Origin of the sequence: uncultured Victivallis sp., assembly GCF_944391105.1 — a bacterium.
In the GTDB taxonomy this organism is placed as follows: Bacteria; Verrucomicrobiota; Lentisphaeria; order Victivallales; family Victivallaceae; genus Victivallis.
Map to the genome: position 1 here is coordinate 1 of NZ_CALXSK010000028.1, position 12,866 is coordinate 12,866.

Consider the following 12,866-nt stretch of genomic DNA (forward strand, 5'->3'; position numbering starts at 1 on the left):
AGGGACGCAACAGATTTTTAAAATAATCCACCATCCCTCTCTTTTCAAGCTCAAATTACAACTTTTTCGCAACTTTTCTCCACAATTGACGCCTTGTATCGATTCGCAACCAGGAGTAAAGCAGATCCCCCCAAAGCGTACCGCATTTCCCAGTCACCGAAACCCGTCCATCGGATATTCGGAATACTTTCTTTTGTCGTAAATCATGAGATCGCAGAGAGATTCTTTCAAAGGATCGCAAAGTAACGGAAAAGTGACGGAAAATATGCGAATTGATTTGAAATAACCCGTCAGATATCCGGCAAATCGCAGAAAATCGCGACCAACCACCTCAATCGCAACGGGAAACCATCCGTCAGTTCCAACCTCATCCCTTTTTTCAAAATAAGATCAAATCGCCTGGTCGAAACTTCAAACCCGGTCGAAAAATCAATATAATTTTGATTATTATTCTTGTAATTTAAAAAAACGGATATATAGTAACGTTGAGCAAAATATTCAGGTTTCCTGATAAGGAGTCAACGCAAGGAGGAGTAATCATGTCACTGGTCACCAAAGCAGCGCCCGATTTCCGGGCCAATGCCGTCATGCCGGACAATTCGATTGAACCGTTTCAACTCTCGAGTTTGCGCGGAAAATATGTAGTCCTTTTCTTCTACCCGATGGACTTCACTTTCGTCTGTCCGACTGAGCTCATCGCATTCGACAATGCGATCAACCGTTTCAAAGAGCTCAACACCGAACTTGTTTCCGTTTCCGTCGACTCGGAATACAGTCACTACGCCTGGAAGCAGACCGAACGCAGCAAGGGCGGCGTCGGCAACCTGCGATTTCCGATGGTCTCGGACTTCACAAAGAAGATTTCACGCGATTACGGCGTCCTCGTCGATGAGGCGGTCGCTCTGCGCGGTCTTTTCCTGATCGACAAGGAAGGAATCGTCCGTCATGAGACAATCAATGACCTTCCGCTCGGACGCAATGTCGAAGAGGCGCTCCGCATCGTCAAGGCGCTGCAGTTCACCGAGAAATACGGAGAAGTCTGTCCTGCCAACTGGAGCGACGGTGCCGAAGGGCTCAAACCTACCGCAGAGGGCATTTCCGCATATCTCTCGCGGCATGAAAAATAAAGAAAGCTCCCTGGGACGCCTCCGATGCCTTTATGGTGTCGGGGGCGTTTTTTTTTGCAGTCGAACCGCCGGAACACTTGTAAATCAGAACGGAAGAAGGTAAAGTACTCCGGATTTTACCATCGGAAACGAAAAGGAACGGTCTCATGTCCATGATTTCCACCCCATCCGGCCTGCAGGCGGTCCGGAATCTGAAACTGCAAAACGGAAAAATTCTTCTGATCGAGAAATCCTCCTCCGCATCCGCAACTCCGGACACACCGCCTTGTCACACCCTCGTCAAAATCCTGCTGAAACCTGCTGTCTGTTCAAATATCTTCGTTGAAATCCATCTGCCGGAGCCGCAACACTGGAATGGGCGCTTCCTCGGACTCGGAAACGGCGGGGCTGCAGGCAGCATCAATCCAGCCATCTTCACAAAACCGCTCCGCGACGGTTACGCGGCGGCATCGACCGACCTCGGAACATCCCCCAATCCCGACTCCGGAATCGGGAACAGGGAGGTTTGGAAGGATTTCGGCTTTCGCGCCACTCATTTGATGACCCTGGCTGCAAAAGAAGTGATCCGGGCCTTTTACGGACGCGAACCTGCGTTTTCCTATTTCAGCGGCAGTTCCACCGGGGGGCAGCAGGCGCTTCAGGAGGCGCAACGGTATCCGGAGGATTACGACGGCATTCTCGCCCAGCTACCCGCTCACTGTCGCACTCCGTTGCATGCATACTTCCTCTGGAACTTCCAGATTCTTCAGAAATGTCCATTCTCCGCGGAACAGGAAGCGAACGTAATCGCCGCCGGAAACGAATACATGGCTCCCCGGGAAATACCGACCATTGCGGGAAAATTCATCTCCGATCCGCGCTGTACGCCGGCAGATATCGAGGCGGTCGTTGCGCTTGCGATGAAAAAGGATGCCTCCTTGACCCCCGAACACGCGGAGGCGCTGCGCCTTCTCTTCGGCGGCCCCGTCCATGCGACGACCGGGGAGCGCATCTTCGACGGCCTCCCGTTCGGAAGCACGTTCGACATCGCCCGCGGAAACCTCTATTTGTTCCGCTGGGTATTCGGGAAAGAGCGGGATTTGATGACCATCAACTTCGCGGGAGACATCGACACCTATACCGCAGAACTCGGCCCCTGGCTGAATGCAGAAAATCCGGATCTGAGCCGATTTGAGCAACATGGAGGAAAACTGATCATCACCTCCGGTTCAGCGGACTCGTGCGTTCCTTATCATGCGACCCTCAACTACTATGAACAAGCTGCGGAAAAAGCCGGATCACTCGAACACCTCCGGAAATTCTGCCTCTTCTATCTGATCCCGGGAATGAGTCACGGCCCGGGACCGGGCATCAATCAGCTGCCGGACCTTCTGAATCTGCTGACCCGCTGGCGGGAAAATGCGGAATTTCCCGGAACATTGAGCGGAGAACGGGTCGAAGAAGGATCTCCACACCTCCAACTCCCAATCCCGCCCTATCCGGAAAAAAACGGACCTGCCCTCAAAATCATTTCCGGCCCGCGCGGCGGAGTAAGCAGAATCGCGGCCCGCTTTCTGCCGCCGGCGGAAGCGTAATTCCTCCTCTTCAATAGCCTCCGGCACGCGAGAGCAGCCCGTCTAGATGGCTGATATCGTTCCAGGTTCCGAGCTGCCAGCAGCCGTCTGCGTGAAGAATCCTGCTCAAAGAGACGTTCCCGACCTGAGGCTGGCGCGGCAGTGGTTCCGTGATGCCGAGGATGTGCTTGAGCATTCCGCGCATCACCCCGCAATGCGTCACAACCAGAATCCTCTTTCCATTCTCGCGTACGACAAGCTCGTCGAGAAAACGGTTCACCCGATCGTAAGCCGCCTCCTTCGACTCGCCACCCGTAATCGGGCAGGGAGAGTGATCATGCAGAAACGCATCAACCTCATCCGGATAGAGCCGTTTCACCTCTTCGAACGGACGGCCGACCCAGTCGCCGAGATCCCATTCCCGCAACTCCTTCGACGGAATCACTTCGACGTGAGGCGCCACAATCCGGGCGGTCCGCATCGCCCGGTCGAGATCGCTCGCGTAAACCGCATCGAATCTCATATCCTTCAACCGTTCCGCGAGCCGCGCCGCCTGAGCCAATCCTCTTTCATTCAGCGGAACATCGCTCTGTCCCTGCACGATGTTCCGGCTGTTCGCCGCTGTTTCGCCATGCCGCACAAGGTAAATTTCCGTCGTAGCCATTCTCCCCCCTCATCAAAGAAAAAAGCACCCCGCGGGAATCTGCCCGAAGGGTGCCTGCTGTCTTTACCGGCTTCCGATTACATCGCCATGATCGAGAAGACCAGAGCAAAAATCGCACAGGTCTCAATCACACCGAGGATCATCAGGTCGTTCGCAAACCCCTGGTTCGTTTCCGCGAACGAATTGCAGCCGCCCGCCGCCGCTTTCCCCTGGAAAGTCGCGGAAAACATCTGCGCAAGTCCACCGAAGATGCCGATCGTCAGGTAAAGCGGCCAGTTCTGCGGATTCTCCGCCGCCGCTCCGTTGATCAGAATCATCATGATCATACCGTAAATCGTCTGCGAAAGCGGCGCGCCCGCCATCGCAAGCAGCAGGAACGGAGCGGGCTTATCCTGCTGATAGCACTTCTTCCAGGCGCCGATCGCCGCGGCTCCGGCCATACCGGCACCCATCGACGAACCGATCGCGGCAAGACCGACCGCCGCATATCCACCGGCCTTCGCCAGCGCCATCATCAATTCCTGTTCCATGCCTAATTTTCCTCCATTTTCTTGCTGTTACAAAAAGGTTTGAATTTTGATCCGGCCCAGGTCAGCCCCACGTGGTTCGAAAACTCCAGCGTATTCAACCGCACCCCGTGAACCATCACGCTCATCAGACAGAGCGCAATGTTGAGGACATGACCGAAAAGTATCACAACCGCCGCAGGCAACACGGTCACCCATGCCGGCCCGAGCTCAAACACGCTCTTTCCCATGTCGTTGAAACTCGATGCGATGTAGTAACCGGCCAGACCAACCGCAAACAGACGGATGTAGGACAAAACATCCACGAAACTGTTGATGATGCTGAACGGGAACTGAAACACCTGAGCGACATCTTTCCAATTCACATCCGCAACGGCCACCATCACCAGCCCGATCCCGTAGAACCAGAACATGATCTGCGGAAACGCCGCGGGAAATACCAGCAGCCGGATCGTCAGAATAAAATTGCCCAACAGGAAAAACACCCAACCGAGATTCCCGACCACGCTGCGAACCGTCCCGTCGTGCAGCGCTTTCCAGATCCGCCCCAGCGAGAGTTGCACAAGCGCCAGCGTAAAGCAGATCAACTGTGTATACTGGTTCTTGACCGCCTCATCCGTCAGCTGCGGAACCTCCGTCCACTTCAGCCACGAGGGGTTCGCCATGCCGAAGATGTTCGAGGTCATCACCCCCCATACAATCGTCGCAACCGACAACAGCGTAAACAACCTCACCGGCTGCACGGCCGCCGGATTGCCGCGGAACTTCCACGCGGCAAACAACGTCCCAAGCAGAAAGACAAGCCCGTAACCCGCGTCTCCGACAATCATCGCGTAGAAGATCGTGAAGAAAATCAATACCCCGGCCGAGACATCAATTTCATCGTATCCCGGCTCAATCCCGAGAAATCCGAACAGCGGCTCGATGGTCTTCACCCATTTCGGTGTTTTGATGAGAGTCGGAACCCGGTCGCCCGGCTCCGGATCCTCAATGAGAAGCCCCCAGCCGTTCTCATCCGCAGCCTTCTCAAGCGCCGGAACCGCCGGAACCGGAACATAACCGGAAAGTGACATGATCTCGCCATGTTCCGAAAGCGAATCGCTGACCAGCGAGAACTCCAGCTCGCTCGAAAGCTGCGACACCCGCTTCGACATCGCCGGAATCGACGCAAACAGTTCTCCGATCTCCTCCTCGACCGCCCGCAGCTCATTCCCAAGTTCGCCTTCACGACGGCGCAGAGACGACGGATTGTCCTCGCTGCCGAGACGCACTTCCGGCAGAACGCCGTCTTCAATCGGTCCGGTCGAAAACACCACAAAATAGTAGCGCCCACTCTCCTCGGCAATCAGCTGCGCATCGGCATTTTCCAGCGACTCGGCCGCCTCAAACGCCGTATCCCGCCCGAAGCAGAGGTAGATGTACACCCCCTTCGCACGAAGCGCATCGATCTCCGCCCGGTCAAAATCCCCCCAGACAGAGAGACTCTTCAGCCGTTGCTGGACAGAAGCCAGCTCCGCCGAAATCTTCTCCCGCGAGTCGAACAGCTGCGCGGCCTGATCAACCGCTTCGGCTCCCGAACGCACTTTCGCGCTCCGGCTCTCCTCAGCCCCGCTCTTCTCGCGCTCTTTCCGGTACTTCTCCAGTGCTGTCAGAACCCGGCGGGCCGTGTCGTGGCACTCCGAAAGCTGCTGGCTCCGGCCGGACTCCGCCCCCCTTGTCATCTCAACCTGCATCACACCGAGGGAACGCAGCGAACTGAGCGCCGAACTCTCCTCGGAACTCAACGCCAGCAGCGTGACCTTTTTCATCGGAACAATCATGATTCCCCTCTCTCTCCGCTCAAATTACGAGCGGATCTGCCCGTCACCGCGAACGAGATACTTGTAGCTGGTCAACTCATCGGCCCCCATCGGGCCGCGCGCATGCAGCTTATCGGTACTGATGCCGATCTCCGCACCCATCCCGAACTCGCCGCCGTCCGTGAAACGCGTCGAAGCGTTGCAGTACAGCGTCGCCGAATCCACGTTCGCAAAGAAATAATCGATATCCGCCGGAATCGAACTGATGATTCCGTCGCTGTGACGCGACCCGTAGTGGTTGATATGCGCAACCGCCTCCTCAACCGATCCGACCATCTTCACCGCCAGAATCAGGTCCAGATACTCCGCAAACCAGTCCTCCTCCGTCGCCGGAACCGCCGATGGATCAAATTTGCGGAACTCCGCGTCTCCGCGCAACTCCACCCCGCGCGCCTTCATCGTCGCGAGGAACGGCGGGATGAACTTTTCCGCAATCCTGCGGTCAATCAGCAAAGTCTCAAGCGCATTGCAGGCGCTCGGCCGCTGGCACTTCGCATTCTCCACGATCGCAACCGCCTTCTCCACATCGCATTCGGCGTCGACATACAAATGACAGACACCCTTGTAATGTTTCAGCACCGGCATCGTCGCCTCGGCGCAGACCAGCCGGATCAGCCGCTCGCCGCCGCGCGGAATGATGAGATCGAGATACTTGTCCATCTTCAGCAGAATCGGTACCGCCGCATGGTCGGTCCACGGCACAAGCTGCACGGTTCCGTCCGGCAGCCCGCAATCGACTGCGGCCTCGTCCAGCAGCCGCGCGAGCGCCATATTCGAATGGAACGCCTCGCTGCCACCGCGCAGAATCACCGCATTGCCGGCCTTCAGGCAGATCCCGGCAGCGTCGACCGTCACATTCGGCCGCGATTCGTAAATGATGCCGATCACTCCGAGCGGCACACTGACCTTTTCAATGAAAAGACCGTTCGGACGGGTTGTTCCGGAAAGCACGCGGCCGACCGGATCAGCCTGCGACGCGACCACCCGGAGTCCTTCCGCCATCTCCGCGATGCGCCGGTCGGTCAGAGTCAGCCGATCGATCATCGCCGCGGAGAGACCCGCAGCCTTCGCCGCCTTGAGATCCTCCTCGTTGGCCGCCTTGATCGCCGGAACCGCCACTTCAATCGCCTCGGCCATCCGCCGCAGGCAGCGGTTCTTCGCCTCGGACGGGAGCACGGCCAGCGCACGGGATGCAACTACAGCCTTTTCCCCCATCTCACGCAGAACCTGCGTCATCACTCCGACATCGATCGAATCGCCCACTTGACCACTCTCCCTCGGTTCGTCCCGTTTATCCACAAATCATGTATTAAAATACCTCCCTTTTCGTCAACTTTCAAATTTCCGCGCCCATTTTTTAAAGATCAATCGCAAGTTTCCCCGAAAAAAAACGTTTTTTTTCGCGGCCGACCGCCGGAAACCCGTTTCGACAGGAAAAAATTATGCTGCGAAATTGACTCATGCGATTTGAAATTCCGGCAAAAAGCGCTATGTTATTACCTTTGTTTCAGACGAGTTATCAATACCTTGATGCAGGGGGGAAATATGCCGGTTGACATTTTGGTCGGAACCCAGTGGGGCGATGAAGGAAAGGGCAAACTCATCGACGTGCTCACCCGCGACGTCGACATGGTCGTTCGCTTTCAGGGCGGCAACAACGCGGGCCATACCGTCGAAATCGGCGACGAACACTATGTGCTTCACCTTGTTCCATCCGGGATCTTCCGTCCGAACGTGATCAACGTCATCGGCAACGGACTCGTCGTCGACGTCCTCGGACTTGTCGAGGAAATGAAGGGCATTGCCGCCCGGGGATTCTCCATCGACAACATCCGCCTTTCGAACCGCGCCCAGCTTATTTTCGAGTATCACAAACGCGCAGACGCGCTCAGGGAGTCCAATGCCGGAAACAAGAAGATCGGAACCACCAAACGCGGCATCGGCCCGGCTTACGCCGACAAGATGAACCGCACCGGCATCCGCGGCATCGATCTCAAGAATCCCGCCCGGCTTGAGGAGCAGTTCCGCGCCGAGGCCGAACGGTACAACAAAACCTTTGCCGAACACAACATCGCCCCGCTCAACATCGATGAGGAGTGGGCTCTCGTCCGCGAAGCGGCCGCCTTTCTCAGCCCCTATGTCTGCGACACGGTCTACCTTGTGAACGATGTGATCAAGGCCGGTAAAAACGTCCTCTGCGAAGGCGCGCAGGCCGCACTGCTCGACATCGACCACGGCACCTATCCCTTCGTCACGAGCAGCAACACCGTCTCCGGCGGCGCCTGCACCGGCGCGGGCATCGCCCCGCAGAAGATCCGTGACACCTGGGGCGTCATCAAGGCTTATACGACCCGCGTCGGCGAAGGCCCGTTCCCGACCGAACTCTTCGATGAAAACGGCGAAACGTTTCGCAAAATCGGCCATGAGTTCGGCGCGACCACGGGCCGTCCGCGCCGCTGTGGCTGGTTCGACGCGGTCGCAAGCCGCTACGCCTGCATGGTTGACGGCGTGAACAAGCTCGCCGTCACGAAACTCGACGTGCTCGACCAGTTCGACCAGATCGGCGTCTGCGTCGCTTATGAAATCAACGGGCGGGTCACGAAGGAGTTCCCCGCTTCCGCCGAGGAACTCGCCGCCGTCAAACCGGTCATCGAGTGGCTTCCCGGCTGGAAACAGGACATCAGCGCCGTCACATGCTATGACAAACTCCCCGACAACGCGAAGAAGTATCTCGCCCGCATCGCCGAGCTTGTCGACTCCGAACTCGCCATCATCTCCGTCGGCCCCCGCCGCGACCAGACTTTCGAAGTCTGAACAAAGGGATGCCGAACAGCGGCAAATCGACGGGGGGGAGAGGGGAAGTTCGCTTCTTTTCGCCCCCCGTTTTCATCCAAACGCCAGGTGATTTGAGGAATGCGAAAGGCGAAGAAAAAAAGCGAAGGCCGATGGCTGATCCGTATCCTGAGCTATCTCGGCGGATATGATTTCATCCAGATCACTGCGCTTTTGTTCCTGATCTGTACAGGGCTGGTTTTCATCTACTCCACCGGGGTTCAGATCGGCACGACTCTTTCGCTGCAGGCGTTCAACCGACAGCTGCTCTGGGTCGGCGGAGGACTCATTCTCTGGCTTGCGGCCTCGTCGGTCAATCTGCGCCGCACGGAATACAAGGTATTCTCCCTGGTCTTCTACCTTATCACGCTGGTTCTGCTGCTGCTTCTGCCGTTCATCGGCCAGAAGGTCAACGGAGCGGTCAGCTGGCTGAACATCCCCGGCGTGGGATTCCGCCTCCAGCCCTCGGAATTCGCAAAACTCGCACTCATCATGCTGCTAGCGGCGATGTTCTCCACTGCGATATTCTCGGTGAACAAATTCTTCTGTCTGCTGCTCTCGGGAGTTACGGTCGCAATCCCGCTGGTCCTGATCCTGAAGGAACCGGATTTCGGCAGTGCGCTGATCCTGATCCCCATCTATCTGGCGATCGTCTTCTGCGCGGGACTCAAATGGCGGTTCATCATCACGGTCAGCATCACCTCCATCTGCGCCCTCGCGCTCGTTGTCGCGAACGAGGTTCTGCGCATCCACCCCTTCCTGAAGGGATACCAGCTGAACCGCATCCTCGCATTCCTCCATCCGGAGGATTTTCTCGCCTCCGCCGGATACCAGCCCTACCAGGCGGGACTTGCCGTCGCCTCCGGCGGGCTCTTCGGCAAAGGGATCGGCGCCGGAACCCAGAACTCTCTCGGCTTTCTCCCCCAGATGGCCGCCAACAACGACTTCATCTTCGCGATCATTGCCGAGGAAACCGGATTCATCGGCTGTCTGCTGATTTTCCTCGCCTATCTGCTGCTGCTCTACTCGATCCTCCGAACCGCGTTCCTGACCGACGACCCGTTCGGCCGTTATCTCTGCATCGGCGTAGGATCGATCATCTTCGCCCACTGCTTCATCAACATCGGCATGAGCATCGGCATCACCCCCGTCACCGGCCTCTCGCTGCCCTTTATCAGTTACGGCGGCTCCTTCTTTCTCATGCTCATGATCGCGTGCGGACTCATGCAGTCCGTCTACCGCCACCGGGATGACGGCAAAATCTGACCGGCCTCCCCTTGCAAACCGTAAACGGAAAAATTTTTTCAAAAAAAGTTAGCCAAAACTAATTTCCCGGCTTGCATTCCTCGTTTGCGGTGATATAGTAATGGTGTTCTCCGGAAAAGAAACGGGCACTCTTTTCCATCGGCCCTCCTTCGGATGCTTTTTTCTGCATTTTCGGCATCCGCGGGAGGGCGCTCTTTTCCGACGGGTCAGTGTCCGGCCGGCAACTTGGCGAACCGGACCGCCGGCGCGGCCTCGTAAGTCTCCCCAAGATATGGGAAGGAGACCGTTTCGCCGGAAGTGCTCCAGAAGGCAAGCACCCGTCCGCCCTCCTCCCGGTCGAACAGCAGCGCCTGCACAGAAGGCGGAACATCGGCAATCTGTCCCGAGAACCGGGGGGCGCGGCCGAGGGCGGCACTCATTTCCCGGTAGGCGAAATAAGCGGGTTTCGGTTCATAATTCCAGCGTACGATGCCGAAGTTGTCCTCTCGTTCAGACGGGTTGTCGCCATCGCTGTGGAAATCGTAGAAGTAGACTCTCTCAACTCCAGCGGCGAGGTAGGAGAGATAGAGCGTCTGCAGCAGATGTGCCTGCTCCGCCTCGGCAAATCCGCCCGCAAACTGGATGGTGCAGCCGAGAATCGCGCCGCGTCGTTCGCGAAACGTATAGAGTGCGATTCCGTCACCGACGGCTTTTCCGGTGTGATCGAGAACCTGAACCAGCGGGGTGTATTCATCCCCTTCCGCGACATTCGCGGCGTTGAGAAACCGGGTGACATAGACATTTTTGAGTTCCCCGATTCCGGCCTCTTTCCCGGTGGCGGTCGTAAGGGTTCGACTGGCGGATTTCGGGATGCCGGGTTTCGTCCACCACGCCTGATAACCGATCCCGTAATAAGGGTGGAGTTCTCCGGCCGCACTGCGGCTTGACCAGTTCCCCTGCTCATTGCGATAGCGGACGTAATAGAACGGCACTTCGCCGAATGCGAGCAGAATCCCGCCTTTTCTCACATATTCCAGCATCGGCTCTTTGTAAGACTCCTCGATGGCGGTGTGTTCGCAGCCGAGAAAAACCGGCAGTTTCTCCGGATCGGCTTCTGCCAGTTCCTCCGGTGTGACCGGAATGAGTTTCGCATTCGGCAGCCAGTTGCGGGACGGCTCGAAATCGCGATCCGGATGCTCCCGGGAAACCGGCGCCCCGACGACCAGCTGCGGCGGCAGCTTCCGCCCGATCTTCCGCGCCACCGCGCCGATCGCCCTGATGAGCACATCGGGCTGTTGCGCGATCAGATTGCTGCGGTTGGTTGCCCCGCCGCACTCCGTGATCCAGAGCGCACTCTCCTCATCGCCATGCTCGGCCAGAACCGTCTTGAACTCCTCCATGCGTTTCCGCTGAAACGCGCTGCGGTCGACTCCCCATCCGTAGGGGTGAACCGCGATCGCATCGAAATACCCCTTTGCGCCTGCGGCATACATGTCGCGCAGATATCCGACGTTCCAACCGCACAGGCCGCCGACCATCACGACGTTCTCCGGATCAGCCGCCTTGAGCTCCTCGTATGCGATTTTCAGCAGCGGTACGAACTGCGCGGCGTTCGGATCAGGTTTCCAGAATCCGCCGTCCGGTTCGTTCCAGATCTCCCAGACTTTCAACTTCCCCCTGTAGTGCCGGGCGCAGGCGCGGACGAAGGCACGCCACTCTTCCGGATGCCTGTAAAGCGGAACCGCATCCGGGCGGCTTTTGCTGATCTCCCAGTCATACCCCTCGAGGATCGGCAGATATTCCATCCCATATTGATCGAGTTTCTCCAGGAGCTCATCGTAGCTGCTGAAATCGTACTGTCCCTTTTTCGCGGCGATTCGCGAAAATTTCATGTCGTGCCGCAGCGAAGTCATCCCTGCGTCCCGCATCATCCCGAGCTGGCGGTCGATGTTCTCCCACTCTTTCGCGGCATGCGGATGGGCGGCGATCCCCCACGGAGAATCCGTCCCGGCGCAAATCACAGCTGTGCCCAGCAAAACCGCAGCGGCTAATGTCTTCCATGTTTTCATTCGAAAATTTCTCCCGGAATTCTGCCGTCACAAACTGCGCAGCTCAAGCTGCTGCGTAACCACCTTCCGGACCTGCATGACGCTGTCGCGCAATTCCGTCGAATTCATCGATTCGGTATGCCCGTCCATGAACGAGAGGTTCGCCCGGTTACGGTGCCCGAGCCAGATTCCGGAATTCTGACCGCCGCTCGGCACCCCGACTCCATTGCTGGTGTGACTGTACTGATTGATCCCGCGCGGAACCTTGAACCAGTCCCCCGAACCGTACTGTGCGGTGTCGGCATACACATGCAGCTGGCTCGGGCAGCGCGCCTTGTTCAGCATGTAAAACAGGTTTGAGGAATTGATGAAATTCATATAGACTCCTGTGCGGTCCGTATTGTTCGTATAACTCGAATCCCAGGTGCCCACGTACATGCCGTTGGTCTGCCATGCGTCAAAGTGACCGCTGTCCGCCTCCATATGAAACGGACAGACGAAAATCTTCTTGCTGCCGGGTGAAATGTAACTCGCAAACTTGCTGTCCAGCGTGTAATCCCAGTTCGGTGACGCATTCAACCTCACCCCCATGAGCGCCTCCGAGAAAGGACGTCCCATCGTATTGACCACCATCCGCCCGTTGTTGTCGTTTGAATACATGAGCTGTGCGGCGATCACCTGCTTGTGATTGCCAACGCATTTCGTCTCTTTCGCCCGGTCACGCGCCAGATTCAATGCAGGCAGCAGCATCGACGCCAGAATCGCGATGATCGCAATCACTACAAGAAGTTCGATAAGTGTAAATGCCGCCTTAACCGTTGCATGGTCGTGGGAGGCAGGGGGCGTGTCCGCCGCCCCCCGCACCCCTTGCGTCCGGCAAGGTGCCGGTGCCGCGTACGGGGCGGTCTCGGACACGGCTGCGGTCGGCCGGCGCGAGGAGAAAGAGCCGCAAAAACGCGAGCGGAAACTCTGTTGCGGGGCGATAACTGGCCGATGAGGAGTTTGATGGTC

Annotated in this window: 10 protein-coding genes; 4 read left to right on the plus strand and 6 right to left on the minus strand. The window is 57.4% G+C overall.

Annotation, left to right across the window (positions count from 1 at the left end; translation table 11 throughout):
- Nucleotides 1-536 precede the first annotated feature (536 nt).
- Both Q0K10_RS09580 and Q0K10_RS09585 read left to right on the plus strand, forming a co-directional pair.
- Nucleotides 537-1,127, plus strand: coding sequence for a peroxiredoxin (locus Q0K10_RS09580; RefSeq protein ID WP_366942991.1), 591 nt, complete (start codon nucleotides 537-539; stop codon nucleotides 1,125-1,127).
- 146 nt (nucleotides 1,128-1,273) lie between these two features.
- Complete coding sequence (locus tag Q0K10_RS09585) at nucleotides 1,274-2,701, plus strand: tannase/feruloyl esterase family alpha/beta hydrolase (RefSeq protein ID WP_294506351.1); 1,428 nt, start codon at nucleotides 1,274-1,276, stop codon at nucleotides 2,699-2,701.
- Nucleotides 2,702-2,711: 10 nt separating this feature from the next.
- On the opposite strand, the gene Q0K10_RS09590 is transcribed toward Q0K10_RS09585, so the two are convergent.
- From Q0K10_RS09590 to Q0K10_RS09605, 4 genes are all read right to left on the minus strand, one after another.
- Nucleotides 2,712-3,344 (minus strand): histidine phosphatase family protein, encoded by a 633-nt coding sequence (locus Q0K10_RS09590; RefSeq protein WP_294506354.1) that lies wholly within the window; start codon nucleotides 3,342-3,344, stop codon nucleotides 2,712-2,714.
- A gap of 77 nt (nucleotides 3,345-3,421) precedes the next feature.
- Nucleotides 3,422-3,874 carry a hypothetical protein gene (locus Q0K10_RS09595; protein WP_294506357.1) on the minus strand — a complete coding sequence of 151 codons (453 nt, stop codon included), beginning with the start codon at nucleotides 3,872-3,874 and terminating at the stop codon, nucleotides 3,422-3,424.
- A 2-nt stretch (nucleotides 3,875-3,876) separates the two neighbouring features.
- A complete protein-coding gene (locus tag Q0K10_RS09600) occupies nucleotides 3,877-5,691 on the minus strand; it encodes a hypothetical protein (protein WP_294506360.1) in 1,815 nt (604 codons plus the stop codon).
- A 24-nt stretch (nucleotides 5,692-5,715) separates the two neighbouring features.
- The gene (locus tag Q0K10_RS09605; RefSeq protein ID WP_294506362.1) at nucleotides 5,716-6,993 is read right to left on the minus strand and encodes a glutamate-5-semialdehyde dehydrogenase; all 1,278 of its coding nucleotides are present in this window, start codon (nucleotides 6,991-6,993) and stop codon (nucleotides 5,716-5,718) included.
- 282 nt (nucleotides 6,994-7,275) lie between these two features.
- Between Q0K10_RS09605 and Q0K10_RS09610 the strand changes: the two genes are divergently transcribed.
- On the plus strand, nucleotides 7,276-8,544 hold the full coding sequence (locus tag Q0K10_RS09610) for an adenylosuccinate synthase (protein WP_294506365.1): 1,269 nt from the start codon (nucleotides 7,276-7,278) through the stop codon (nucleotides 8,542-8,544).
- Nucleotides 8,545-8,643: 99 nt separating this feature from the next.
- Nucleotides 8,644-9,828 carry an FtsW/RodA/SpoVE family cell cycle protein gene (locus tag Q0K10_RS09615; RefSeq protein WP_294506368.1) on the plus strand — a complete coding sequence of 395 codons (1,185 nt, stop codon included), beginning with the start codon at nucleotides 8,644-8,646 and terminating at the stop codon, nucleotides 9,826-9,828.
- A 206-nt stretch (nucleotides 9,829-10,034) separates the two neighbouring features.
- Here the strand turns inward: Q0K10_RS09615 and Q0K10_RS09620 are convergent, their stop codons facing one another.
- Both Q0K10_RS09620 and Q0K10_RS09625 read right to left on the minus strand, forming a co-directional pair.
- Complete coding sequence (locus tag Q0K10_RS09620) at nucleotides 10,035-11,876, minus strand: hypothetical protein (RefSeq protein WP_294506370.1); 1,842 nt, start codon at nucleotides 11,874-11,876, stop codon at nucleotides 10,035-10,037.
- A 27-nt stretch (nucleotides 11,877-11,903) separates the two neighbouring features.
- A complete protein-coding gene (locus Q0K10_RS09625) occupies nucleotides 11,904-12,770 on the minus strand; it encodes a type II secretion system protein (RefSeq protein WP_294506372.1) in 867 nt (288 codons plus the stop codon).
- Between the last annotated feature and the right edge of the window lie 96 nt (nucleotides 12,771-12,866).